Raw genomic sequence first — 25690 nt, 5'->3', positions numbered from 1 at the left:
TCGTGGTGACTGTGCCCAGCATCGCTTTCATGCGTGGATTCCTTGCTTCCTCGATCGGTGTCGCGACGGCTGCCGCCCTGGCCCTGCCGCTCGCGCTCTCCACTCCGGCCCTGGCCGCGCCCTCGCAGGGCGCGGCCGCCCCCGTGGCCCCCGCCGGGTCCACCCAGTCGCTGCCGCTCGCCCCTCTGGGTCCCGCGGCCGGCCGGTCGCCCGGCGTCCCCGGCATGAGCACCTCGCCCCGGCTGCCCGAGACCCGGGGGCTGACCCCGCGAGAGGTCAAGAGGTTCTCGCTGGTCGGCGTCGTCTGGGACGACGCGGGCACCGAGCTGTTCGGCCGGGTCCAGGTCCGCACCCGCGCGGTGGCGACCGGGACCTGGTCCGACTGGCAGGACATCGAGACCCACAACGGCGAACACGCCCCCGACCTCGGCACCCGTGAGAGCGGCTCCGGCCGCGTCCGCGGCAGCACCGCCCCGCTCTGGGTCGGTGACTCCGACGGCGTCGAGCTCCGCGTCCAGGCGCAGCCCGGCGCCCCGGCCACCCGCGCCGGGGCCGCCCGGCTCCCGTCGGGCATGCGGATCGAACTCGTCGACCCGGGTGCTTCGGGCCCGGTGACGGTGGTCGACGCCAAGAACGGCGCCGGCGGCGCCGGCGGCGCCACCGGCACGGCCGACGAGCCCGAGGGCGACGACAAGGGCGACGTGGTGGCCCTGCCGGGCATGACCATGGAGACGGCGGAGTCCTCCTCCGCCAACGTCCCGCTGGCCGCGCTCGGCGCGAAGGAGATCACCGCCCTCGACAAGGCGGACACCACCGCCGACGCCGTCGCCGACAGCGGCCTCACCGCGGCGGCCCGCCCGTACATCGGCCCGCGGCCGCGGATCGTCACGCGGCTGGGCTGGGGCGCGGACGAATCCCTGCGCGAGTCGGGCTTCGTCTACACGGGCACGGTCAAGGCGGCCTTCGTCCACCACAGCGCCTCCGGCAACAACTACGCCTGCAAGGACGCCCCGGCGGTGCTGCGCAGCCTGTACCGCTACCACGTGGTCAGCAGCGGCTGGCGCGACCTCGGCTACAACTTCGCCGTCGACAAGTGCGGGACGGTGTACGAGGGCCGCGCGGGCGGCGTCGCCAAGGCGGTGCTCGGCGCGCACACCATGGGGTTCAACACGGACAGCATGGGCGTCGCGGTGCTCGGCACCTACACGAGCACCAACCCGCCGGCGGCCGCGGTGAAGGCGGTCGCGCAGCTGACGGCGTGGAAGCTGGGCCTGTTCAACCGGGACCCGCGGGCGAAGACCACCCTGAAGTCGGGCGGCGGCAACCGCTTCAAGAAGGGCACCAACGTCAAGCTGAACGTGATCTCGGGCCACCGCGACGGCTTCGCCACGGAGTGCCCGGGCAAGCTCCTCTACGCGCAGCTCCCGCCCACCCGCACCTCGTCGGCGAAGCTCCAGGGCCGCCCGTAGGCGGGGAGGGGGCCGACCCGCGGCGCCGGGCTACGCTCGATGCATGGCCGGCCGCTTCGACCCCCTCAACCGCACCGCCGTCCGCGGCGGCCGCACCGACGTGCCCGCGGGCCGGGGCTCCAGCGGCCCCGGCCCCGGCCAGGCCGGCGGCGGGCGCACGCGCCGCTGGAGCCCCGGCGCCCCCGTCGACCTGGGCCTGACGCTCGGCCCCCTGCGCCGCGGCCCCGCCGACCCCACGTTCCGCACCACCCCCGACGGCTCCGTCTGGCGGGCCACCCGCACCCCCGAGGGCCCCGCCACCCTGCGCGTGTCCCGCGCCGCGGACGGGGCGATCGAGGCGGAGGCCTGGGGACCCGGCGCCGACTGGGCGCTGACCGCGCTTCCCGCGCTGCTCGGCGCCGACGACGACCCGGCCGCCTTCGTCCCGCGCCACCGGCTCGTGCACGCCAGCCACCGCAGCCGCCCCGGGCTGCGCCTGACCCGTACCGGCCTGGTCCTCGAATCGCTGGTCCCGGTCGTCCTGGAGCAGAAGGTCACCTCCGACGAGGCCTACCGCTCCTGGCGCCGTCTGGTGCGCCGCTACGGGGAGCCCGCCCCGGGCCCCCAGGACATGTACGTGATGCCCGACGCCCGCGCCTGGGCGCTGATCCCCTCCTGGGGCTGGCACCAGGCCGGGGTGGACATGAAGCGGTCGTCGACCATCGTGCGCGCCGCCCGCGTCGCGGCCCGGCTGGAGGAGGCCGCCGCGATGGAGCCGGCACAGGCCGCGGCCCGGCTGGAGGCGGTTCCCGGGATCGGACCGTGGACCTCCGCCGAGACCCTCCAGCGCAGCAACGGCGCCGCCGACGCCGTGACCACCGGCGACCTGCACCTGCCGGGCATCGTCGGCTACGCCCTCACGGGCGAGCGGGACGCCGACGACGAGCGGATGCTGGAGCTGCTGGCCCCGTACGCGGGCCAGCGCCACCGCGCCGCCCGCCTGATCCTCCTCGCGGGCCGCACCCCGCCCCGCCGCGCCCCGCGCATGTACCGCAGCGACATCGCCCGTTTCTAGGGGGTGTCCGGCGGATCAGGGTCGGTCAGCCCCTGGGCCGTCCTCACCGGACCTCGATGAACGCCCCGGCCGACCGCGCGGGCCGCTCCGCCGGGGCCGTCGCGGCATGGCCCACCGCCACGGCACCCATCGGGTCCCAGTCCTGCGGCAGCCCGAGCACCTTGCGCACCACGTCCCGGCAGAACATCGTCGAGGACACCCACGCCGAGCCCAGCCGCTCCCCGGCCAGCGCGACCAGGAAGTTCTGCACGCCCGCGCCCATGGCGACGACGAACATCTCCCGTTCCGCCGCATCGCGCCGGGCGTGCCCGTAGTCGTGCGCGCCGTCGGTGACCAGGCACGGCACCACCAGGTACGGGGCGCCCCGCAGCACGTCGCCCCGCCGGACCCGCTTGGCGATGGACTCCTCGGACTTGCCGTCGCGCCGCAGGTCCTCGATCCAGGCGTCGCGCATCGCGTCCAGCAGCTCCAGCCGGGACCCGGGGGACTCCAGCAGGACGAACCGCCACGGCGTCGTGTGGTGCGGGGCCGGGGCGGTCACCGCCGCCGCCACCGCGCGGCGGACCGCGCCGGGGTCCACCGGCTCGTCGGTGAAGGCCCGTACGGTACGCCGCTGCGTCACGGCCTCCCGTACCGCCTCCGAGGTTCCCAGCCGGAACATGTCGTCGGCGGGCGCCCGGACCAGGTCGGCGGCCGCCGAACCCCCGCCGAGCACGTGGCCCAGCCCGCGGACGACGGCCACCGGAAGCCCGGCCGCCTTGCCCTTGACCAGGTCCCCGGCCGCGGCCAGTTCGTCCGCCGTGGCCACTATCGTCGCGCTCAGCGGGTTGCCCCGGTCGTCCGTACCGCCGCGCAGGTCGTCCAGGACCCGCACTCCGGCCGAGCCGATCGCCACGTCGGTCAGCCCGGTGCGCCAGGGCCGTCCGAAGGTGTCGGTCACGATGACCCCGACGTCGACGGAGAGCAGCCCGCGCAGGGCGGAGCGGATCCCGGCGGCGGAGGCATCGGGGTCCTCGGGCAGCAGCAGTACGGTGCCCGGATCGGTGTTCGAGGCGTCGACGCCGGCCGCGGCCATGACGAGTCCCTGCCGGTTCTCGACGATCCGCAGGGCGCCCCGGCGCGCGACGACCCGTACGGTCTCGGCGTCGATGGCGTCCTCGCGGGACTCGGCGCGGACGATCCGGCCCTCCGCCTTGGAGACGATCTTCGAGGTGACCAGCAGGACGTCCCCGTCCCGCAGCCCGGGCTCGGCGGCCGCGATCAGCGCGGCCAGGTCGTCCCCGGGGCGGACCTCCGGGATCCCGGCGAGGGCGCGCACCTCGTACGAGGGGGCGGCGGGGGCGGCGGGCACGCTCACCGGGAGGCCTCCGCGAGGGCCAGCGCGGCGCGGGCCATCTCGGCCGTGGCGGCCAGGTCGGTCATCATCAGCGGCACGGCGCGGCAGGCGATCCCGGCGGCCTCCACCTCGGCGACGGCGTCCGCGTCGGCGGTGTCCACGAGCCAGCCGTCGAGGAGTTCCCCGCCGTAGTGCAGGGCGACGGCCGCGGCGGTCGCCTCGACGCCGACGGCGGCCAGCACCTTGTCGGCCATCCCGCGCACGGGCGCGCCCCCGACGATGGGGGAGAGGCCGACGACGGGCGCGTCGGCGGCGGCCACGGCCTCGCGGATGCCGGGTACGGCGAGGATGGTGCCGACGGAGACGACCGGGTTGGACGGCGGGAAGACGATCAGGTCGGCGGCCGCGATGGCCTCCAGCACGCCGGGGGCGGGCTTGGCCTGCTCGGCGCCCACGGGTACGACGGCCTCGGCGTCGAGCGAGGCGCGCAGCCGGACCCAGTACTCCTGGAAGTGGATGACGCGGCGCTCGCCGGTCTCGGGGTCGGTGACGGCCACGTGCGTCTCGACGCGGTCGTCGGACATGGGCAGCAGCCGGACCCCGGGCTCCCAGCGGTCGCAGAGCGCCTCGGTGACGGCGCTCAGCGGGTAGCCCGCGCCGAGCATCTGCGTACGGACGATGTGGGTGGCGAAGTCGCGGTCGCCGAGGCCGAACCAGGAGGGTCCGACCCCGTACGCCGCGAGCTCCTCCTTGACGGTGAAGGACTCGTCGGTGCGGCCCCAGCCCTGGTCCTCGTTGATGCCACCGCCGAGGGTGTACATCACCGTGTCCAGATCGGGGCACACCTTCAGCCCGAACAGGTGGATGTCGTCACCGGTGTTGCCGATGACCGTGATGTCCGCGTCGGGAGCGGCGGCCTGGAGGCCGCGGAGGAAGCGGGCGCCGCCGATGCCGCCGGCCAGAACAACAATGCGCATGCGGACAGTCTGTCAGCCGGGCGCGGGCCGTCGCCCGGGGGTGGCGGTCGGGCGGGCGGCCGGAGTGTCGGGCGGCGGGAGCGTCAGGCGGTCGCGTGTTCCCGGTGCGCCGGGGAGCAGCCGTGCATCGGCATCTCGGTCAGGCCGGGGAAGTAGACGTGCAGGCTGACGGCGCCTTCGAGGGTGTCGTTGACGACCTCGTGGGCGTAGCCGGGGGCGAAGACGCGCTGGGCGCCGGCGCCGAGGGTGAGGGGTCCGCGCGGGCCGTGCTCGGTGAGCTCGCCGTCGAGGACGGTCAGGACGCCGGAGGCGGCGCCGTGGTCGTGGCGGCCGCTGCCCTGGCCGGGTACCCAGCTGAGCAGCCAGACCTCGTAGCCGGGGCCGGTGCGGAGCCGGTGGTACCAGCGGGTGGCGGCGTCGTACTGGACCAGGTGCTCCCATTCGGCGCGGTTCGCGGCGATGGAGCGGGAGAGTCCGGCGAACTCGGCGACGGTGGCCGGGTGTTCGCGGGCGGGCTGGAGCAGGTGCTGGACGGAGAGGATGTCGCCGGCGATCTGGAGGTCGCTCTCGACGGCGAGGGGGGTGGCGGTGAGGGGGGCGGTGGGGGCGGTGCTCACGGAGGCGCTGTTCATCGTGGGGAGTCCTCGACGGATGTCAGTCGTGCTGGCGGTCGCTGTGGGGGTGGCCGGAGCTCAGGGGAGCCGAAGCTCCGCAGGCATCAACAGCTGCAACAGCGACAGCGAACCTGGACAGCACTCAGGAACCCACGAATGGGGGTCCGGGTGGCGGTCGAGGTCACTGACATGGAGACAAGGAGACCGGGTCGCGGGCCCGGCTGTCAACCCAATGCCTCGAATGGCCGCAAAAGTTTCATCTGATCCGGTTGCCGTGCTGGAAGAAAGGTTTGTGCAAACCGATGCAGGGGAGGTGGCGCTGCACATCGCGTCAGCCCCACAGGCCCGGCCCAAACCCGACGCGCCGCCCCGTGATCGAAATGTGATCTGCGCCGCTTCTTTGGCTTGATCGCAACCGCACCGCGGAGCGGTACGTCGATTGCGGGTGAACACGGCCCCGTGGGGCACTCGATGCATGTGTCACGATTTTTGGCGATATGAACACTTTCTGCATACGCTTGGTTCCGCAGAGTGAATAAGGGGCCCAATAGCAGATCTCGGCTTGACTGCCCGGGAGCGGCCCACTTGTAATTTCACTCGTGTCGTTACGTAGCGATGAGTGACGACAACACCACGGGGACGCACAGACAGAGCGAGGGGCGCACATGACCGAGCTGTTTCAGGAACTGCTGGTCGAGGAGGCGGACGAAGAGCTCGGATGGCAGGAGCGCGCTCTGTGCGCCCAGACCGACCCCGAGTCCTTCTTTCCCGAGAAGGGCGGCTCCACCCGCGAGGCCAAGAAGGTCTGCCTCGCCTGTGAAGTCCGCTCCGAATGCCTTGAGTACGCACTCGCCAACGACGAGCGGTTCGGCATCTGGGGCGGTCTGTCCGAGCGTGAGCGCCGACGGCTGAAAAAGGCCGCCGTCTGAGCACGCAGCGCAACACCGCGCCACGCACGGCAACGCGCGGCGGTACGCGGAACGCCGCACGGCTCATCACGCGGAAGTCACGCACAAGTCACGCAGAACATCGCGCGGAACGGCGCGACGAGCAGAGCAAACGGTCCGCCTCCTGCACCTTCCCCGCAGGAGGCGGACCGCTGTGTTTCCAGCCGTTAGTGTGGGGCGCTGTCCAGCAGCCTCCGGGAGACACCACCCCCGGATCCACTTCCCCCAGCTACCGCTGGGAGGTGCCCCCACCGGACCGCGTCCGGAGGGACCCCCAGGCCGGAGGGCCAGTAGAGCGATGTCCCTGCACAGCCAGTCGACGGCCTCCCACCAGGCTGCCGCCACACCCGAGTTCCCCCGGCACGTCGTCACCGCGGTCCTCGTCGCCCATGACGGCGCCCGCTGGCTGCCCAAAACCCTCGCCGGCCTCCTCGGCCAGGAACGCCCCGCCCAGAACCACGTCGCCGCCGACACCGGCAGCTCCGACGAATCCGCGCGGCTGCTCGGCGAGGCCCTCGGCGAGGACCGGGTCCTGCACCTCGCCCGCCGCACCGGCTTCGGCGCCGCCGTCGACGAGGCCGCCCGCACCGCAGGCACCCTGACCCCCGAGGACCTCCCGTACCTCAAGCGCCCCAGCGGCTGGGACCCCGTCAGCCGCACCTGGCGCGACGACGCGTACGACCTCCCCGAACTCCCCCACGGCGACCCCGTCCAGTGGCTCTGGCTGCTCCACGACGACAGCGCACCCGAGCCCGACGCCCTCACCGAACTGCTCCGCGTCGCCGAAGAGAACCCCGACGCCGCCGTCATCGGCCCCAAACTGCGCGGCTGGTACGACAAGAAGCAGCTCCTCGAAGCCGGCGTCACCATCGCCCGCAGCGGCCGCCGCTGGACCGGCCTCGACCGCCGCGAACAGGACCAGGGCCAGCACGACCAGGTCCGCCCCGCGCTGTCCGTCTCCACCGCCGGCATGCTCGTGCGCCGCGACGTCTACGACGCCCTCGGCGGCTTCGACCGCCGCCTGCCGCTGATGCGCGACGACGTCGACCTCTGCTGGCGCGCCCAGAGCGCCGGCCACGAAGTCCTCGTCGCCCCCGACGCCGTCATGCGCCACGCCGAGGCCGCCGCCCGCGAACGCCGCACCGTCGACTGCGCCGGACGCACGAGCACCAGCCCCCACCGCGTCGACAAGGCCGGCGCCGTCTACACGGTCCTCGCCAACAGCTCCGGCCGCGCCCTGCCGTACGTCCTTCTCCGCCTGCTCGTCGGCACCGTGCTCCGCACCCTCGCCTACCTCGTCGGCAAGGCTCCCGGCCAGGCCGTCGACGAGATCACCGGCCTCCTCGCCACCCTGCTGCGGCCCGGCCGGATCCTCGGCGCCCGCCGCAGACGCGGCCGCCCCGCCGTCCCCGCCAAGGAACTGCGCCCCCTCTTCCCGCCCCCGGGCGCGAGCGTTCGGGCCAACGCCGAACAGCTCGCCGGGTACTTCGGCGCCGACCGCGACACCGAGACGGCCGCCGTCGGCAGGCACGGCGGAGCCGTCGAATCCGGCCCCGGCGGCGACGACGCCGACTACCTGGAGATCGAACAGTTCGCGCGCCTCAAGCGGATCGCCCGCAACCCAGCGCCCGTCCTCTTCGCGCTCCTCCTGCTCGTCTCCGTGATCGCCTGCCGCGCCCTGCTCGGCGGCGGCTCCCTCATGGGCGGCGCCCTGCTGCCCGCCCCCGACAGCGGACTCGCCCTCTGGCGCGCCTACACCGATGACTGGCAGCCCGTGGCCACCGGCTCCACCGCCGGAGCGCCCCCCTACCTCGCCGTCCTCGGCGCCTTCGCCACCGTGCTGCTCGGCTCCACCAGCGCCGCGCTGACCCTGCTGCTCGTCTGCTCGGTCCCGCTCGCCGGGCTGACCGCCTACTTCGCCTCCCGGCCGCTCGTCGAGTCCCGGCTGCTGCGCGCCTGGGCCGCCATCGCCTACGCCTTCCTGCCCGCCGTCACCGGAGCCCTCGCCGGCGGCCGCCTCGGCACCGCCGTCCTCGCGATCCTGCTCCCGCTCATCGCCCGCTCCGCCGTCGCCGCCTTCGGCTTCGGCGGGGCCGAGGGCGAGCGGGCCGGCCGGCGCCCGGTGTGGACGTACGCCCTCCTGCTGACCCTGGCCACCGCCTTCACCCCCGTCGTCTGGCCGCTCGCCGCGGTCCTCGGCACCGCCGCGCTGGTCTTGCGCCGCGCCGAGTGGAAGACGTACGGCCTGCGGCTGCTGGCCACCCTCGCCGTCCCGCTGCTCGTGCTCGCCCCCTGGTCGCTCAGCCTGCTCACGCACCCCGGCCGGCTCCTGCACGAGGCCGGCCTGCCCTACGGATCCGGCTCGGCCACCGCCCTGGACCTGCTCGGCATCAGCCCCGGCGGCCCCCGCACCGCCGGCGGCCTGCTGCTCGTCGGCATCGTCCTGGCCGCCCTGGCCGCACTGCTGCGCGCCGAGCGGCAGTTCGCCGTCCGCACCGCCTGGGCCGCCGCCCTCGCCGCGCTGCTGCTGGCCGTCGTCGTCAACCGCACCGGCTGGGCCGGACCCGCCACCCTCGTCTACGGACTGGCCCTGCTCGCCGCCGCCGCCGTCGGCGCCGACGGCGCCAGGGAGCGGGTCGCCGCCAGCAGCTTCGGCTGGCGCCAGCCGCTCGCCGCGCTGATCGCGCTCGCCGCCGCGGCCGGCCCCCTGCTCGGCGCCGCCGGCTGGATGATCAGCGGCGCCGACGGCCCGCTGGAGCGGCGGGACCCGGTCCAGGTCCCCGCCTTCGTCGCCGAGGAGAGCGGCACCCGCGACCAGGCCCGCACCCTCGTCCTCGGTGGGGGTCCCTCCAGCGGAGCGGGGGGGAGCACCTCTCCCGCCACCGTCTCCTACACCCTGGCCCGCGGCTCCGGCGGTCGCCTCGGCGACGCCGAACTCGCCGCCGCGGCCGGCAGCAGCGCCCAGCTCGACAAGGTCGTCTCCAGCCTCGTCGCCGGTTCCGGCGCCGACCAGAGCGACCAGCTCAGCGGGTTCGCGATCCGCTACATCCTGGTCCGCGACGGCGCCCCGCAGCAGATGCGCAAGGTCCTCGACGCCACCCCGGGCCTCAGCCGCCTCAGCCAGCTCGACGGCAGCGCGCTGTGGCGGGTCGACCGCCAGGTCGCCCGCGCCACCATCGTGTCCGGCAAGCCGGGCGAAGCCCCCATCCCCGTCGCCTCCGGCCCCGTCGAGGTCCACACCAAGATCCCCGCGGCCGAGGCGGGCGGCGCCGGCCGGATGCTGCGCATCGCCGACCGGGCGGCCCCCGGCTGGACGGCCACCCTCGACGGGAAGCCCCTCAAGCCCAAGACCCTCGACGGCTGGGCCCAGGGCTTCGAACTGCCCGCCGCGGGCGGCCGCCTCGACCTCGTCCACGAGGACGCGCTGACCCGGACCGCCTGGCACTGGGCACAGGGCCTGCTCGCCCTCGTCCTGCTCGTCATGGCCCTGCCGGGCCGCAAGGCCCGCCTCGACGACGACCTGCCCGAGGAGGAGGCGGAGGCCGCCGAGCGGTCCGCCGCGGGCGAGGCCGGCGAGGGCCGCCGGGCCCGCCGGCTGCGCGCCGAGGCCGAGTCCGCCGGCGCCGCCACGGCAGCCGCCGGGGAGCCCTCGGGCGCGGTCGCGGACCCGTACGCGGAAATCCCGGCGCAGCCGGTGTACGGGGAGGACGCGTACGCGTACCAGGCGTACGGAGACCAGGGGTACGGGTACGAGCAGCAGCCCCAGCAGCCGCAGCCGTACGTGCCCGCGCCCGCGCAGGCCCCGGGGTACGAGCAGTACCCGTACCCGCAGCAGGACCACGAGGCCCGGCAGGCGTACCCGCAGCAGCAGCCGCACCAGCAGCAGCCGCACCAGCAGCAGCCGCACCAGGAGCAACCGCAGCACCAGCAGCCGCACCAGCAGGAGCCGTACGCCTACCCGCCGTACGAGCAGCCGTACGACACCTACGGACAGCACGAGCAGCGTCCCGACGGGAGCCCCCAGCAGTGAAGCAGCGCGCACCCCTGACGCTGGCGGCGGTGGCCGCGGCCCTGGCGGCCGTCACCGGCGTCGGGTACCTCACCGCCCCCGCCGCCCCGGCCGCCGAGGCCAAGCCCGCGGCCGCCGCCCGGATGCCCGTGGAGCGCTCCGCGCTGGTCTGCCCGGCGCCCAGCTCCTCGGACATCGCGGAGACCACGTACACGGCGATCACCCCCGGTGCGGCCGGCGCCGCGGGCAAGGGGACGGCCCGGCTCCTCGGCGCGACCAAGGAGGCCAAGCCGGTGCTGGAGCTCAAGGAGCCCGGCAAGCCGGCCGGATCCACCGCCTCCGGCGCGGGCGCCCCGGGGCTGACGGGCGTCGCCGACGGGACCCTGGCCCCCGGCTGGACCGCGCAGCAGACCACGAAGGTCACGGTCGGCCGGGCGCGCGGCGTCCTCGGCGTCGCCTGCACCACGCCCGGCACCGACTTCTGGTTCCCCGGCGCGAGCACGGCGAAGGGCCGTGAGGACTACGTGCACCTCACCAACCCCGACGACACCGCGGCCGTGATCGACATCAAGATGTTCGGCCCGGACGGGGCGGTCAAGTCCGACGGCGGCACCGGCGAGAACATCAGGATCGACCCCAAGTCCAGCAAGGCCGTCTCGCTGGCCTCCCTGGCGCCCGGCACGCAGCTCCCGGACGTCACCGCCCACGTGACGACCCGTGCGGGCCGGGTGGGGGCCTCCGTGCAGGTCGGCGAGGAGGGGGTGGGCGCCGACTGGCTGCCCGCCTCCGCCGACCCGGCGGGCTCGCTGGTGCTGCCCGGGATCCCGGCGGACGCCGCCTCCGTGCGGCTGGTGGCCTTCGCGCCGGGCGAGGAGGACGCGGACCTCACCGTCAAGCTGGCCGGGCCGAACGGCTCGATCAGCCCGGCGGGCAACGAGCAGCTGCACCTCAAGGGCGGCATGACGGCGAGCCTCGACCTCAAGGACGTGACCCGCGGCGAGGCGGGCTCGCTCGTGCTGACCCCGGCGAACGGCAAGAGGGCCGTACCGGTGGTGGCGGCCGTACGCGTGGTCCGCGGCAGCGGCGCCAAGCAGGAGCTGGGCTTCGTCCCGGCGGTCGGGCCGGTCGGCACGCGTGCCACGGTCGCCGACAACCGGGCCGACGAGAACGCGACGGTGCTCTCGCTGACGGCGGTGGGCGGCACGGACGCGAAGGTCAAGGTGACGGCCTCGGCGGGCACGGAGGCCGGGGAGCCGGCCTCGAAGGAGGTCACGGTCAAGGCGGGCACCACGCAGACCGTTTCACTGGCCCCGGCGGGTGCCAAGGGCGCCTACGCGCTGACGGTCGAGACCGTCTCCGGCGGTCCCGTGTACGCGGCGCGGACGCTGACCCTGCCGCACGAGGGCATCCCGATGTTCACGGTCCAGACGCTGTCGGACGACCACGCGATGGTCTCGGTCCCCAAGGCCGCCCAGGACCTCACGGTCCTGATCGACTGACGCGCCGTACGGGCGGACCGGCCGGCCCCGGCCGTCCGCCCGTACGCGTACGTCAGTCCTGGCCGTACCGCGGGTCCACCGTCTCCGGGGACAGCCCCAGCAGCTCCGCCACCTGCTCCACCACGATCTCGTGCACCAGCAGAGCCCGCTCGTCCCGGCTCTTCGTCCGGATCTCCACCGGCCGCCGGAACACCACGACCCGCGCGGGCCGCCCCGGCCCGTCCGGCTCCGACATCGCCCCGAGCGGCACCGCCTCGTCGTTCCAGCCGCCGGCCGGACCGCCCGGCGGCCCCGGCACGTCCGCGACCACGAACTCCACCTCCGCCAACTGCGGGAAGCGCCGCTCCAGCCGCTCGACCGAGTCCCGTACGAGGTCCCCGAACAGCTCCGCCCGGCTCGCCGACAACGGAACCTGTGGCGGGGCCAGCGGCCCCCGCATCCCCCGCCCGTGCCGGTCGCGGCGGCGCGGCCGCGGCTCGGCGGGAGGTTCGGCGGAGCGGGGCGGGCCGGGGGTCAGGGGGCTGTCGGTCACCCCCGCAGCGTAGCCCTCGCGGCCCCTGCCACCCGGGCGTTTCCGGACCCGCCGCGCCCCTCCGCAGGCACGACACGGGGGAGTGGGCCGGGGGAGAGTCGTCGCGGCCCGGTCAAGAGTGCGGTACCGTCCAACGTCGTGAGCCTTGTACGTCGCTGTTCGCGCACCGCGTGCGGCCGCCCTGCCGTCGCGACACTGACGTACGTCTACGCCGATTCGACCGCAGTCCTCGGCCCGCTCGCCACCTACGCGGAACCCCACTGTTACGACCTGTGCGCCGAGCACTCCGAGCGCCTGACCGCCCCGCGCGGCTGGGACGTCGTGCGCCTGACGGACGGGTCGGCCCCGTCCCGGCCGAGCGGCGACGACCTCGAAGCCCTCGCCAACGCCGTCCGCGAAGCGGCCCGTCCGCACGACCGCGCCGCCCAGGCCGGCGGCACCGGTCCGGGCAGCGGGGGCAGCGGCACCGGGGAGACGCGCCGCGGACACCTGCGCGTCCTGCGTTCGCCCGACTCCTGACATCGGATGGTCTGAAGAGCCGCTCTTCGTGCAGGTAGGTTTGCTCCACCGCACAGCACCAGGAGGGCAGGCAGTGGCCGCAGATCTTTCGAACATCGTCAAGGCGTACGACGTACGTGGTGTCGTACCCGACGAATGGGACGAGTCGCTGGCCGAGCTGTTCGGGGCTGCCTTCGTCGAGGTCACCGGCGCGACGGCGATCGTCGTCGGCCACGACATGCGGCCCTCCTCGCCCGCCCTGTCCGGCGCCTTCGCCCGCGGCGCCGCCGCCCGCGGCGTGGACGTCACCCTGATCGGGCTGTGCTCCACCGACCAGCTGTACTACGCCTCCGGCACGCTGGACCTGCCCGGCGCGATGTTCACCGCCTCGCACAACCCGGCCCGCTACAACGGCATCAAGCTCTGCCGCGCGGGCGCCGCCCCCGTCGGCCAGGACTCCGGGCTCTCCACCATCCGCGAGCTCGTCGAGCAGTGGTCCGAGCAGGGCGCCCCGGCCGTCGCCGAAGGCACCGCCCCCGGCGCGATCACCGAGCAGGACACCCTCGCCGGCTACGCCGAGCACCTCAAGGGCCTGGTCGACCTCGGCGCCATCCGCCCGCTCAAGGTCGTCGTCGACGCGGGCAACGGCATGGGCGGCCACACCGTCCCGACCGTGTTCGAGGGCCTGCCGCTGGAGCTCGTCCCGATGTACTTCGAGCTCGACGGCACCTTCCCGAACCACGAGGCCAACCCCCTCGACCCGAAGAACATCGTCGACCTCCAGGCCCGCGTGAAGGCCGAGGGCGCCGACCTCGGCCTCGCCTTCGACGGCGACGCCGACCGCTGCTTCGTCGTCGACGAGCGGGGCGAGGGGGTCTCCCCGTCCGCCGTCACCGCCCTGGTCGCGGCCCGCGAACTGGCCCGCAACGGCGGCACCGGCACGGTGATCCACAACCTGATCACCTCCTGGTCGGTGCCCGAGGTCGTCCGCGAGCACGGCGGCACCCCCGTGCGCACCCGCGTCGGCCACTCCTTCATCAAGGAGGAGATGGCCCGCTCCGGCGCCATCTTCGGCGGCGAGCACTCGGCGCACTACTACTTCAAGGACTTCTGGAACGCGGACACCGGCATGCTCGCCGCGCTCCACGTCCTCGCCGCCCTCGGCGGCCAGGACGGCCCGCTCTCCGGGCTGGTCTCCTCCTACGACCGCTACGCGGGCTCCGGCGAGATCAACTCCACCGTCGCCGACCAGGCCGGGCGGCTCGCCGCCGTCAAGGCCGCGTACGGCTCAGCCGAGGGGATCACCCTCGACGAGCTCGACGGCCTGACCGCCACCTCCGCCGACTGGTGGTTCAACCTGCGCGCCTCCAACACCGAGCCGCTGCTGCGCCTCAACGTCGAGGCCCGCGACCCCCGGACCCTCGCCAAGGTCCGCGACGAGGTCCTCTCCCTCGTCCGGGCATGAAGCCCGTGTCACCGCCGGGCCGCGCCGGGTGCGGCCCGGCGGTACGCTGACCTCGCCCAATCCGCATGTTCGAAGGGAACCGCCCCATGCCGCTCGAAGCCGGCCTTCTGGAGATCCTCGCCTGCCCCGCCTGCCACTCGCCCCTTGAGGACAAGTCGGCGGACGAAGCGGCTCCCGAGCTGATCTGCACCGGTCGGGACTGCGGCCTCGCCTACCCGGTCCGCGACGGCATCCCGGTCCTCCTCGTCGACGAGGCCCGCCGCCCCGCCTGAGGCAGGGCCCGCACGGGCTTCGCACGAGGCACCGAACAGGCATCAAGGGCGCCCGTCACCGCGCCGGGCGCCCGAGCAACCGAGTCGCCCGCCCTTCTGAATCAGCCGGAGGCCGCAATGCTCGACGAGTCGCTCCTCGACGCACCGGACGAGCTCGCCCGCGCCGACCGCCGCGGCCTGCTCCGCGGCGCAGCCGAGGCCGGGGCCAGAGTCCGCACTGCGGCACGGCACGCGACCGAGGCGGGCCTCGTCGACCTGCGCCCCGACGGCCGGCCCCGCGCCGTGCTCATCGCCGGGCCCGGCACCGCCGCCACCGGGGTCGCCGACCTGCTCGGCGCCCTCGCCGGAGCCTCCGCACCCGTCACCCGGCTGCACCCCACCGGCGTCGCCCACGCCGCCGGCGCCCTGCGCTGGGCGCTGCCCGGCTGGGCCGGCTCCGTCGACCTGCTGCTCCTGGCCACCGCCGACGGCACCGAGCCCGGGCTCGCCGTCCTCGCCGAGCAGGCCTACCGGCGCGGCTGCACCGTCGTCGCCGTCGCCCCCGAGCGGTCCCCGCTGAGCGAGGCCGTCGACGGCGCGCACGGGCTCCTCGTACCGATGGCCAAGGCCCCGTACCAGGAGTACGACGAATCGGCGGCGGCCGGCCCCGGCGCCCTGTGGGCCCTGCTCACCCCGCTGCTCGTGCTCCTCGACAGGGTCGGGCTGATCACGGCCGCCCCCGAGACCCTGCAGCGCGTCGCCGACCGGCTCGACCGCACCGCGGAGCGCTGCGGACCGGCCATCGCCACGTACTCCAACCCGGCCAAGACCCTCGCCGCCGAGCTCGCCGACTCCCTCCCGCTCATCTGGAGCGAGGGCGTCGGCGCCGGACCGGCCGGGCGCCGCTTCGCCGCCACCCTCGCCGAGCTCGCCGGCCGCCCCGCCCTGGCCGCCGACCTGCCCGAAGCCCTGCCCGCCCACGGGGTCCTGCTCGCCGGCTCCTTCGCCGCCGGGGCCGACCCCGAAGACTTCTTCCGTGACCGGGTGGAGGAGCCCCAAGCGCTCCGCGCCCGCATCGTCCTGCTGCGCGACCGGCCCACGGGCGGCCTCACCGCCGCCCCGGCCGCGCGCGAGCTCGCCCTCAGCCACGACACGGCCATCAGCGAGCTCGAACCGGAGGAGGGCGGCGAACTGGAGCAGATCGCCGAACTCCTCGCCGTCACGGACTTCGCCACCGCCTACCTGGCGCTGGCGACCAGGGGACACGGCTGAGCACACCACCGTGCCGGCCCTTCATCCAGGAAGACGGACGAAGATGGACCGCCTGACGAACACGATCCGCCCCTACGCCTGGGGATCGACCACCGCGATCCCGGGGCTCCTCGGCGTCGAACCCACCGGGGAGCCCCAGGCCGAGATGTGGATGGGCGCCCACCCCGGCGCCCCCTCCCGCCTCGACCGCGGCGCCGGCGAGACCACCCTCGCGGACGTCATCGCCGCCGACCCCGAGCGCGAGCTCGGCGCGGCCGCCGTCGCCAAGTTCGGCCCCCGGCTGCCCTTCCTCCTCAAACTCCTCGCAGCCGGCGCCCCGCTCTCCCTCCAGGTCCACCCCGACCTGGAGCAGGCCGAAGCCGGCTACGCCGACGAGGAGAGCCGCGGGATCCCGATCGAAGCGGGCCACCGCAACTACAAGGACCCCAACCACAAGCCCGAGATGGTCTGCGCGCTCACGCCCTTCGACGGCCTGTGCGGGTTCCGCCCGCCGCTGGAGGCCGCCGCGCTCCTCGAAGGCCTCGGGGTGGACTCGCTCAAGCCGTACGCCGACCTCCTGCGGGCCCACCCGGAGGAGGCGGCCCTGCGCGAGATGCTCACCGCCGTACTGACCGCGGACCGCGCCGAGATGGCCCGTACGGTCGCCGAGGCGGGCGCCGCGATCGAACGCCTCGGGGGCCCGTACGCCCCGTACGCCTCCCTCGTCCACCACTACCCGGGCGACCCCGGGGTGGTCGCGGCCATGCTGCTCCACCACGTACGACTCCAGCCCGGCGAGGCGATGTTCCTCGGCGCCGGCGTCCCGCACGCCTACCTCGACGGCCTCGGCGTGGAACTGCTGGCCAACTCCGACAACGTGCTGCGCGCCGGTCTCACCCCCAAACACGTGGACGTGCCCGAACTCCTGAAGATCGTGCGCTTCGAGCCCGCGGACCCGGCCGTGCAGCGCCCCGAGGGCAACGGCGAGGAGGTCTACGAGTCCCCAGTCGACGAGTTCCGGCTCTCCCGCTTCGCGCTGGCCCCCGGCGCCGCCCCCCACCACCTTCCGGACGGGGCCCCGCAGATCCTGCTCTGCACGGCGGGCCGCCCGAAGGCGGGCGAAGTGACGCTGTCCCCCGGGGAGTCGGTCTTCGTCCCGGCCGGCGAAAAGGTCGAACTGTCCGGTACCGGTACGATTTTCCGGGCCACCGTGTCGGTGTGAACGTGGCGTCCGCCGCTACGACTGCAACAATGTGCCGCCGTAGCGCGGCGCCCCGGGCAGGGGTGCCGTACCGAGGAAGGGACTCCGGAAACCCATGAGCGCGTCGGGCGGTACCAGGGCGATCGTGGCGGCACTCGCCGCCAACCTCGCCATCGCTGTAGCCAAGTTCGTGGCCTTCGTCTTCAGCGGCTCGTCGTCGATGCTCGCGGAAAGCGTCCACTCGCTGGCCGACTCCGGGAACCAGGGGCTGCTGCTCCTCGGCGGCAAGAAGGCCCAGCGCGAGGCGACCCCGCAACACCCCTTCGGGTACGGGCGCGAACGCTACATCTACGCCTTCCTCGTCTCCATCGTGCTCTTCACCGTCGGCGGCATGTTCGCCATCTACGAGGGTGTCGAGAAGGTCCAGCACCCGCACCCCATCGAGGACTGGTACTGGCCGATCGGCGTGCTCCTCTTCGCGATCGTCGCCGAAGGGTTCTCCTTCAAGACGGCGATCAAGGAGTCGAACGAGATCCGCGGCGCCCTCTCCTGGAGCCAGTTCATCAGGCGCGCCAAGGCCCCCGAGCTGCCCGTGGTCCTGCTGGAGGACTTCGGCGCGCTCGTCGGCCTGGTCCTCGCCCTCGGCGGCGTCGGCCTCGCGCTCGCGACCGGCGACGGCATCTGGGACGGCATCGGCACCCTGTGCATCGGCACCCTCCTGATCCTCATCGCCATCGTGCTGGCCGCCGAGACCAAGTCCCTGCTGCTCGGCGAGGCCGCGGGCGCGGAGGACGTCGAGAAGATCAAGGCCGCGCTCGTCGACGGCGACGTCGTCACCCGCGTCATCCACATGCGCACCCTCCACCTCGGCCCGGAGGAGCTGCTCGTCGCCGCGAAGATCGCCGTCGAGGGCGACGACACCGCGACGCAGGTGGCGGACGCGATCAACGCCGCCGAGATCCGCATCCGTGCGGCGGTCCCGATCGCCCGCGTGATCTACCTGGAGCCGGACATCTACAAGGCGGAAGCCGCCACCGAGGGCTGACGCACCTCCGGGACGCCGGGACGCCGGGACGTACGAAGGCCCCCGCCGCGCAGGACGCGCCGCGGGGGCCTTCGCGTCTCACCGCCGCCCGGTCACCGGATCTCGCGGAGCACCTCCAGGACCGCAGGGGTGTCCGGCGCCGATCCGAGGCGCTCGCGGAAGTCCCCGTCCATCAGCTTGCGGGACAGCAGCGCGAGGATCCGCAGGTGCTCGTCGCCGGCGGCGGCCTCCGGCACGGAGATCATGAAGACCAGCCGGGCCTTCGTACCGTCCAGCGAACCCCACTCGATGCCCGCGCCGGACCGGGCGAAGCCCACCGTCGGACGGGACACCGCGTCCGTCTTGGCGTGCGGGATCGCGATGGACTCGCCGAGACCCGTCGTGCCCTGCGCCTCGCGGGCGAGGGCGACCCGTACGAGCTCGTCCACGTCCCGCACGTTGCCGGTCGCGGCCAGCATCTCGGCCATCTCGCGGATGGCCGCCTCCTTGGAGCCGGAGGCCAGTTCGGTCTTCACGGTCCGCGCGGTCAGGTACCCGGAGAGCACCTCGGGCACGGCGACGGCAGCAGCGGAGTCGGCAGCAGCAGGGGCGGCCGCAGCGGGGGAGGCCGCCGCCATGGCCACGGCCGCGGCGGTGCCCGTACCCGCGCCGACGCCCGCGAGCACCGGCTCGGGGGCGCCGGTACCGGCACCGGGCCCGGCGCCGGCGGCCACGGCGACGGGCGCCACGGCGGCGACCGCCCCCCGGCGCGCCTTGAGGTCGATGAGGGCGTTGGTCGTCAGGGCGGTGACCACCGTGCCCGCCGCGATGGCGGTCAGGAACCCGGCCCAGCCGCTGATCGCGCCCAGCGCGGCCACGACCGGACCGCCGTGCGGCACGTGGTCGCCCACGCCCGCCACACCGGCGATCGCACCGGCCACCGCACCACCGAGCATGTTCGCCGGGATGACGACCGCCGGCCGCGCCGCCGCGAACGGGATCGCGCCCTCCGAGATGCCGAACATCCCCATGAACAGCGCCGCCATGCCGGTCTCGCGCTCCTGGTCGGAGTACAGCTTGCGGCGCAGCAGCGTCGCCAGGCCCTGGCCCAGCGGCATGACCGGGATGGCCGCCGCGCACATGCCCATGACCGCGTGGTTCCCGGATGCGATGAGCCCCGTACCGAAGAGGAACGCCGTCTTGTTGACCGGCCCGCCCATGTCGAAGGCGATCATCAGGCCGAGGATCGCGCCGAGCAGGACCGCGCTGCTCCCGGTCATCCCGGAAAGCCAGCTCGTCAGGTTCTCGAACACCCAGGAGATCGGCTTGCCGATGACGTAGATGAAGAACAGGCCCAGCGTCGTCGTCGCGACGATCGGGATCACGATGATCGGCATGATCGGCTGTACGACCTTGGGGACCTTGACCTTCTTGATCCACAGGACCAGATAGCCGGCCAGGAAGCCCGTCACGATGGCTCCGATGAAGCCCGCGCCCGCCTTGGAGTCGTAGAGCGCCCCCGTGTTCGCGATGAATCCGCCGATCATGCCGGGCACGAGTGCCGGCCGGTCGCCGATGGCGTACGCGATGTAGCCGGACAGGATCGGGATCATCAGCTGGAAGCCGATGCCGCCGATGGCGTTCACGTGGGCCCAGAACGTGCCCTCGGGGATCACGTACCCCTCGGCCGTCGCGTGCCCGCCGAGCGCGAGCGAGACGGCGATCAGCAGACCGCCCACGACCACGAACGGGATCATGTACGAGACGCCGTTCATCAGCGCCTTGTACGCGAGGCTCCGCTCCCTGCCGCCGCCCGCCCCTTTGCCCGGGACCGCCGGGCCCCCGGTCTGCACCGGCGCGCTCCGCACGCGCTCGATGAGCTCCTCCGGCCGGTGGATGGCGTCGGCGACCCCGGTGGACAGCACCCGCTTGCCGGCGAACCGCTCGCGGTCCACCTCCTTGTCGGCGGCGATGATGATCCCGTCCGCCTCTCTGACATCGTTGTCATCGAGCACGTTCTCGGCCCCGATGGAGCCCTGGGTCTCCACCTTCATGCCGACGCCGAGGCGGGCGGCGGCCTGCTGGAGCTTCTCCGCGGCCATGTACGTGTGCGCGATCCCCGTGGGGCACGCGGTGACGGCGAGCAGCTTCAGGCGCTCGCCCCCGCTCGTGGTCCCGCCACCGGGAGAGTCGGCCGGAGTGGTCACTGCAATCTCCTTCTCGCGCGTACGAACGATCCTCCGGCATCGTCCACCACGCAGGGGGCCGATCAAAAGTCCAAAAGGCCTGAATCAGGCCCGCCGGACGGCCCCTTCGGACGGCGACTTCTTCCCCGGCCCACTGGGGCGCGCTCGGCCGATCGGTGTAGATTCGTCATCAGTGTCAGGCGTCGCTGCTGATGGCGGTCGGGCGGTCTCCGCGACCGGCCGAGGGGAGAGAGGACCCCCGACGGACTGAGTGCCCGGTGCACCGCCCGCACAGGCGATGCGCGGCTCAGCCGTACCCACCCTCTCGACCCATGAGGAGAGCAGCACCCATGGACTTCAAGGTCGCCGACCTTTCCCTCGCCGCCTTCGGCCGCAAGGAGATCACCCTCGCCGAGCACGAGATGCCCGGCCTGATGTCGATCCGCCGCGAGTACGCCGCGGCCCAGCCGCTGGCCGGCGCCCGCATCACCGGCTCGCTGCACATGACCGTGCAGACCGCCGTCCTGATCGAGACCCTGGTCGCCCTCGGTGCCGACGTCCGCTGGGCCTCCTGCAACATCTTCTCCACCCAGGACCACGCGGCCGCCGCCATCGCGGTCGGCCCGAACGGCACCCCGGAGAACCCGCAGGGCGTCCCCGTCTTCGCCTGGAAGGGCGAGACGCTGGAGGAGTACTGGTGGTGCACGGAGCAGGCGCTGACCTGGCCGAACACCCCCACCGGCGGCCCGAACATGATCCTCGACGACGGTGGTGACGCCACTCTCCTCGTCCACAAGGGCGTCGAGTTCGAGAAGGCCGGCTCCGCCCCGGACCCGTCGACGGCGGACTCCGAGGAGTACGGCCACATCCTCACCCTGCTGAACCGCACCCTCGGCGAGACCCCGCAGAAGTGGACGCAGCTCGCGTCCGAGATCCGCGGCGTCACCGAGGAGACCACCACCGGTGTCCACCGCCTGTACGAGATGATGGCCGAGGGCACCCTGCTCTTCCCGGCGATCAACGTCAACGACGCGGTCACCAAGTCGAAGTTCGACAACAAGTACGGCTGCCGCCACTCCCTCATCGACGGCATCAACCGCGCCACCGACGTCCTCATCGGCGGCAAGGTCGCCGTCGTCTTCGGCTACGGCGACGTCGGCAAGGGCTGCGCCGAGTCCCTCCGCGGCCAGGGCGCGCGCGTCATCGTCACCGAGATCGACCCGATCTGCGCGCTCCAGGCGGCCATGGACGGCTTCCAGGTCGCGACGCTGGACGACGTCGTCGAGACGGCCGACATCTTCATCACGACCACGGGCAACAAGGACATCATCATGGCCGCCGACATGGCCAAGATGAAGCACCAGGCGATCGTGGGCAACATCGGCCACTTCGACAACGAGATCGACATGGCCGGCCTGGCCAAGGTCGAGGGCATCGTCAAGGACGAGGTCAAGCCGCAGGTCCACACCTGGAAGTTCCCCGACGGCAAGGTCCTGATCGTCCTCTCCGAGGGCCGCCTGCTGAACCTGGGCAACGCGACCGGCCACCCGTCGTTCGTGATGTCGAACTCCTTCGCGGACCAGACGCTGGCCCAGATCGAGCTCTTCACCAAGCCCTCGGAGTACCCGACCGACGTCTACGTGCTGCCCAAGCACCTCGACGAGAAGGTCGCCCGCCTCCACCTGGACGCCCTCGGCGTCAAGCTCACGACCCTCCGCAAGGAGCAGGCCGACTACATCGGCGTCAAGGTCGAGGGCCCGTACAAGCCGGACCACTACCGCTACTGATCCCGGTCCGGTCCGTCCGGTCCGGTCCGGACGGTCCGGTTCCCGCGGATCCGCAGCACCGAGCAGGCCCCCGGCAGGTACGTCGCCGGGGGCCTGCCCCGTGAGCACGACCCGTACGACCCGTACGACCCGGTACGACGCACGCAAGGACGGCACCCCATGCCCCGCGGCCGCTACTCGCTCCACGACCCGCACGACCACGCGCCCCTCGGCGAGGAGCACTTCCACTGCGCGCCCGGCCCCTCCGGCTGGCGCTACGTCTCCCAGCTCACCGGCCCGGACGGCGACCACCGCGGCTCGGTCGACCTCGCGATCGACGAACTCGGCCGCCCCATCCGCCTCGAAGCCAACGCCGCGAGCTGGCAGGTGCGCGGCGCCGCCATCGACGGGATCACCTGGGTGCGCTCCGACCCCACGGGATCCGAGGCCACCGAGGGCAACGTCCCCGCCGCCGGCTTCACCGGCACCTCGCCGGCCTTCCTCGTGGCCACCGCCCGCCTGCTGCGGCTCGCCCCCGGCGCACCCGCCACCCGGGTCCGGCTCGTGGCGCTGACGGACCCGGTGCTGGCGCCCCGTACGGTCGACCAGGCGTGGGCCCTGCGGGGACGCGCCGAGCACGCGACGGACAGCGGGCCCCTCGTGGTGGACGAGTACCAGGTCACCGCCCTGGACACGGGCGAGGTGCATACGGTGCACATCGCGGGTGACGTCGTTCTCGCGGCCCCGGGTATCGAACTGGAACACCTGGAGACCCCGCCCTCGGCCTTCCCCGAGGACTGAGGCCCCGAGCGGCTCGCCGGCCCCGGATCAGGGCTGCTCGTCGGGGTGGCTCCACTCGACGGCGCAGGTCGCCGAGGGCGCGGCTTCCCTCGCGTACCAGGCGACGGACTTCTCGAACTCCGGGCACCACAGGTGGGCGCGGCTGACGGAGACCGGGAAGTCGGTCCCTCCGGTGACGACGTGCGCGCCGTCCTCGTTGCGGATGCCGATCGTGACCTGGCGGCCGATGCTCTCGTCCCGCATCAGCTCCCGGAGCTCCTCGACGACGGCTCGCGCCCGGGCCTCGTCCTCGATGCCGGTGACGCGGAAAGTGAATGCGAGGTTCGCTGACATGCCGCGCAGGTTAGGCGATCACGCCGGGGGTGCGAACCCCGTCGCGGGCCGCGGCGGCTCCGGAGTCGCGGGCATCTCGCCCGGGACCGCGACCGGGACCGGCGTGGTCGCGGGCGGCACGGCCTGCGGCGCGTACGCCCCGTGGCTCGGGTGCCCCCACGCGGCGGGCATGACGGGCGGCGCGTACGCAACGGGCGCGGGCGGAGCGTACGCGGGCGCGGCCTGGCCGAACGCGCGGACCGCATCCCGGGACTGCCGCTCGTGCACCACCGCCATCAGGAACGCGGCGGCCGGCACCCCCGCCGGCGCCGGAGCCCCCGTACGCGCGACCAGGTCATCGGCGAGCCGCACCGCCATCGCGGCGCCCACCTGCGGGTCCAGCTGGTTCATGCGCGTCAGGTACTGCCGTATCGCCAGCCACAGCCCGTCCGGCACGGCCGACAGGTCCAGCCCCGAGAACCGCCCGGCCAGCCACGGCGGCGGCGGGGGAACCGGCATCACCCGCGCCCCCGGCACCCGCTCCCGTACGACCAGGGCCCCGGCGAACACGTCACCCAGCCGCCGGCCGCGGGCCGAGATCAGTGACGCGATGCAGGCGATGGCACCGAAGGTGCCCAGCAGCTCCACGACCCCCATCGCCCCGCGCACCAGCGCGTGCCGGAACCGGATCGGCCCGCCGTCGTCGCGGACCACCCGCAACCCGCAGGCGAGCTTGCCGAGCGAGCGCCCGTGGGACAGCGTCTCCACCGCGATCGGCACCCCGACCAGCACCAGCAGGAAGCTCGCGACCGACACCGCGGCTTGTGCGGCGGGGTCGAGGGAAGCGGTGGCGAGGGTCAGTCCGATCGAGATGATCAGGTAGCCGGTGAGGTACACGAGCAGGTCGAGGAAGATCGCCAGCGCCCGGCTCGGCAGCCTCGCCGGCCGCAACCCCAGGACGACCGCGTCCCCCGTCACCAGATCGCTCACCCTGCACACCTTTCCCGTGACCGGACCCGCCCCTCGGCCACCAGTCTGCCAAGCTGACCACGGTAGAAGTAAGCAGAAGCTGAAGCAGAGCAGGTCCTGGGGCAGGGGAGCGGTAACCGGATGGATCTCGACGTCTTCGCCACGGCCCACCGGGCGGAGTGGGACCGCCTGGAGCAGCTGCTCGGCCGCGGCCGCCGGCTGACCGGCGCCGAGGCGGACGAACTGGTCGCGCTCTACCAGCGGGCCTCCACCCATCTCTCGCTGATCCAGTCCAGTACCCCGGACCCGATGCTCACGGGCCGCCTGACCCAGCTCGTCGCCCGCGCCCGCGCCACGGTGACCGGCGCCCGCCGCGCCGGCTGGCGCGATGCCGCCCGCTTCTTCACCGCGAGCTTCCCGGCCGCCGTCTACCGCAGCCGCCACTGGTGGATACCGACGGCCCTGATTTCCACGGCGGTCGGCGTCCTGCTCGGCTGGTGGATAGCCACCCACCCGGAGGTCCAGGGGGCCATCGCGGCCCCGGAGGACCTGAAGGCGCTCACGAAGCCGGGCGGCGGGTACGAGACGTACTACTCCAGCAACCCGGCGGGATCCTTCGCCGCCCAGGTCTGGACGAACAACGCCCAGGCCGCCGCGATCTGCCTGGTCCTGGGCGCGTTCCTGGGGATACCCGTGCTGTGGATCCTCTTCGTGAACATGCTCAATCTCGGCACGGGCATCGGCCTGATGGCCTCGGCGGGCCGCCTCGACGTCTTCCTAGGCCTGATCCTCCCGCACGGGCTGCTCGAACTGACCGCGGTCTTCGTGGCCGCGGGCACGGGCCTGCGCCTCGGCTGGACGGTCATCGACCCGGGCCCGCGCACCCGGCGGGCCGCCCTCGCCGAGCAGGGACGCGCCGCGCTGGGCATGGCGATCGGGCTCGCGGTGGTCCTGTTCGTATCGGGCCTGATCGAGGGCTTCGTGACCCCGTCCGGCCTCCCGACCTGGGCCCGCATCACGATCGGCGTCGCAGCCGAGGCCCTGTTCCTGACGTACGTCTACGTCCTCGGCGGCCGTGCCGCGCGCGCCGGCGAGGTGGGCGACGTGGAAGCCGCGGACCAGACGGCCACGCTGCCCACGGCGGCCTGATGTGCGTCGGACCCCGTTCAGCTGCTAGTCTCCTCGTCGTCCCGCAGCGACTGTTGACACCGTCGCAGTGGGGAGGTAGATTCGAACGGTTGCCTCGAACTGGACAAGTTCGGCAGTGATGGTTTAAAGTCTCTCTCGCCCCCAACAGGAATTGAATTCCAGTGGGGCACAATCGACTCCTCATTCAGGAATCTGAAGCCGGGAAATCCGGTGGAAAACTTCTGATAGAGTCGGAATCGCCGGAAAGGGAAAACGCGAAAGCGAAGAACCTGGAAAGCAAGCGGAACTGACTCTGATAGAGTCGGAAACGCAAGAACGAAGAACGAAAGCCCGGAGGAAAGCCCGAGAGGGTGAGTACAAAGGAAGCGTCCGTTCCTTGA

Annotated in this window: 22 protein-coding genes; 14 read left to right on the top strand and 8 right to left on the bottom strand. The window is 73.5% G+C overall.

Annotation, left to right across the window (positions count from 1 at the left end):
* The first annotated feature begins 29 nt into the window (after nt 1-29).
* Both ACFYXV_RS24670 and ACFYXV_RS24665 read left to right on the top strand, forming a co-directional pair.
* Nucleotides 30-1469: a peptidoglycan recognition protein gene (locus ACFYXV_RS24670; protein WP_389384054.1), complete on the top strand. Its 1440-nt coding sequence runs from the start codon at nt 30-32 to the stop codon at nt 1467-1469.
* A 43-nt stretch (nt 1470-1512) separates the two neighbouring features.
* Nucleotides 1513-2523, top strand: a complete 1011-nt coding sequence (locus ACFYXV_RS24665) for a DNA-3-methyladenine glycosylase family protein (RefSeq protein ID WP_389384053.1) — start codon at nt 1513-1515, stop codon at nt 2521-2523.
* Between the two features lie 43 nt (nt 2524-2566).
* On the opposite strand, the gene ACFYXV_RS24660 is transcribed toward ACFYXV_RS24665, so the two are convergent.
* The 3 genes from ACFYXV_RS24660 to ACFYXV_RS24650 form a co-directional block, all read right to left on the bottom strand.
* The gene (locus ACFYXV_RS24660) at nt 2567-3874 is read right to left on the bottom strand and encodes a coenzyme F420-0:L-glutamate ligase (RefSeq protein ID WP_389384145.1); all 1308 of its coding nucleotides are present in this window, start codon (nt 3872-3874) and stop codon (nt 2567-2569) included.
* Nucleotides 3875-3876: 2 nt separating this feature from the next.
* Nucleotides 3877-4836, bottom strand: a complete 960-nt coding sequence (cofD, locus tag ACFYXV_RS24655; protein ID WP_385476077.1) for a 2-phospho-L-lactate transferase — start codon at nt 4834-4836, stop codon at nt 3877-3879.
* Between the two features lie 83 nt (nt 4837-4919).
* Complete coding sequence (locus ACFYXV_RS24650) at nt 4920-5468, bottom strand: cysteine dioxygenase (protein ID WP_389384052.1); 549 nt, start codon at nt 5466-5468, stop codon at nt 4920-4922.
* A gap of 647 nt (nt 5469-6115) precedes the next feature.
* Here ACFYXV_RS24650 and ACFYXV_RS24645 point away from each other — a divergent pair.
* The 3 genes from ACFYXV_RS24645 (at nt 6116) to ACFYXV_RS24635 (ending at nt 11905) form a co-directional block, all read left to right on the top strand.
* Nucleotides 6116-6379, top strand: coding sequence for a WhiB family transcriptional regulator (locus ACFYXV_RS24645; RefSeq protein ID WP_003983763.1), 264 nt, complete (start codon nt 6116-6118; stop codon nt 6377-6379).
* A 316-nt stretch (nt 6380-6695) separates the two neighbouring features.
* Nucleotides 6696-10427, top strand: a complete 3732-nt coding sequence (locus ACFYXV_RS24640; RefSeq protein WP_389384051.1) for a glycosyltransferase — start codon at nt 6696-6698, stop codon at nt 10425-10427.
* Nucleotides 10424-11905, top strand: coding sequence for a DUF5719 family protein (locus tag ACFYXV_RS24635; RefSeq protein ID WP_385476083.1), 1482 nt, complete (start codon nt 10424-10426; stop codon nt 11903-11905). Before ACFYXV_RS24640 ends, ACFYXV_RS24635 begins: the two co-directional genes overlap by 4 nt.
* 52 nt (nt 11906-11957) lie before the next feature.
* Here ACFYXV_RS24635 and ACFYXV_RS24630 read toward each other — a convergent pair whose 3' ends face one another.
* Nucleotides 11958-12437, bottom strand: coding sequence for a metallopeptidase family protein (locus ACFYXV_RS24630; protein ID WP_385476085.1), 480 nt, complete (start codon nt 12435-12437; stop codon nt 11958-11960).
* A 138-nt stretch (nt 12438-12575) separates the two neighbouring features.
* Between ACFYXV_RS24630 and ACFYXV_RS24625 the strand changes: the two genes are divergently transcribed.
* The 6 genes from ACFYXV_RS24625 (at nt 12576) to ACFYXV_RS24600 (ending at nt 18148) form a co-directional block, all read left to right on the top strand.
* Nucleotides 12576-12956: a DUF3499 domain-containing protein gene (locus ACFYXV_RS24625; RefSeq protein WP_053688375.1), complete on the top strand. Its 381-nt coding sequence runs from the start codon at nt 12576-12578 to the stop codon at nt 12954-12956.
* Nucleotides 12957-13029: 73 nt separating this feature from the next.
* Nucleotides 13030-14400 carry a phosphomannomutase/phosphoglucomutase gene (locus ACFYXV_RS24620; RefSeq protein ID WP_383338223.1) on the top strand — a complete coding sequence of 457 codons (1371 nt, stop codon included), beginning with the start codon at nt 13030-13032 and terminating at the stop codon, nt 14398-14400.
* Between the two features lie 86 nt (nt 14401-14486).
* Nucleotides 14487-14672 carry a Trm112 family protein gene (locus tag ACFYXV_RS24615; RefSeq protein ID WP_030296876.1) on the top strand — a complete coding sequence of 62 codons (186 nt, stop codon included), beginning with the start codon at nt 14487-14489 and terminating at the stop codon, nt 14670-14672.
* Between the two features lie 117 nt (nt 14673-14789).
* Complete coding sequence (locus ACFYXV_RS24610) at nt 14790-15923, top strand: SIS domain-containing protein (RefSeq protein WP_385476088.1); 1134 nt, start codon at nt 14790-14792, stop codon at nt 15921-15923.
* Between the two features lie 43 nt (nt 15924-15966).
* Complete coding sequence (gene manA, locus ACFYXV_RS24605) at nt 15967-17124, top strand: mannose-6-phosphate isomerase, class I (RefSeq protein ID WP_389384050.1); 1158 nt, start codon at nt 15967-15969, stop codon at nt 17122-17124.
* 94 nt (nt 17125-17218) lie between these two features.
* Nucleotides 17219-18148 (top strand): cation diffusion facilitator family transporter, encoded by a 930-nt coding sequence (locus ACFYXV_RS24600; RefSeq protein ID WP_383338231.1) that lies wholly within the window; start codon nt 17219-17221, stop codon nt 18146-18148.
* A gap of 92 nt (nt 18149-18240) precedes the next feature.
* On the opposite strand, the gene ACFYXV_RS24595 is transcribed toward ACFYXV_RS24600, so the two are convergent.
* Nucleotides 18241-20334 carry a fructose-specific PTS transporter subunit EIIC gene (locus ACFYXV_RS24595; protein ID WP_389384049.1) on the bottom strand — a complete coding sequence of 698 codons (2094 nt, stop codon included), beginning with the start codon at nt 20332-20334 and terminating at the stop codon, nt 18241-18243.
* Between the two features lie 311 nt (nt 20335-20645).
* Between ACFYXV_RS24595 and ahcY the strand changes: the two genes are divergently transcribed.
* Nucleotides 20646-22100 carry an adenosylhomocysteinase gene (gene ahcY / locus ACFYXV_RS24590; RefSeq protein ID WP_030866050.1) on the top strand — a complete coding sequence of 485 codons (1455 nt, stop codon included), beginning with the start codon at nt 20646-20648 and terminating at the stop codon, nt 22098-22100.
* 159 nt (nt 22101-22259) lie between these two features.
* A complete protein-coding gene (locus ACFYXV_RS24585; protein ID WP_389384048.1) occupies nt 22260-22880 on the top strand; it encodes a hypothetical protein in 621 nt (206 codons plus the stop codon).
* Between the two features lie 27 nt (nt 22881-22907).
* Here the strand turns inward: ACFYXV_RS24585 and ACFYXV_RS24580 are convergent, their stop codons facing one another.
* Complete coding sequence (locus ACFYXV_RS24580) at nt 22908-23213, bottom strand: hypothetical protein (protein ID WP_385476097.1); 306 nt, start codon at nt 23211-23213, stop codon at nt 22908-22910.
* An 18-nt stretch (nt 23214-23231) separates the two neighbouring features.
* Nucleotides 23232-24182 (bottom strand): RDD family protein, encoded by a 951-nt coding sequence (locus ACFYXV_RS24575; protein WP_389384047.1) that lies wholly within the window; start codon nt 24180-24182, stop codon nt 23232-23234.
* Nucleotides 24183-24302: 120 nt separating this feature from the next.
* Between ACFYXV_RS24575 and ACFYXV_RS24570 the strand changes: the two genes are divergently transcribed.
* On the top strand, nt 24303-25310 hold the full coding sequence (locus tag ACFYXV_RS24570) for a stage II sporulation protein M (RefSeq protein ID WP_389384046.1): 1008 nt from the start codon (nt 24303-24305) through the stop codon (nt 25308-25310).
* Between the two features lie 184 nt (nt 25311-25494).
* Here ACFYXV_RS24570 and ACFYXV_RS24565 read toward each other — a convergent pair.
* Nucleotides 25495-25690, bottom strand: a 196-nt coding sequence (locus ACFYXV_RS24565; RefSeq protein WP_389384045.1) for a hypothetical protein, incomplete at its 5' end; no start/stop codon positions are given.

The sequence above is a fragment of the Streptomyces sp. NPDC002181 genome (assembly GCF_042890485.1).
GTDB lineage: Bacteria > Actinomycetota > Actinomycetes > Streptomycetales > Streptomycetaceae > Streptomyces.
The sequence above is the reverse complement of the archived record's forward strand: the minus strand, read 5'-3'. Positions and strand labels throughout refer to the sequence as shown.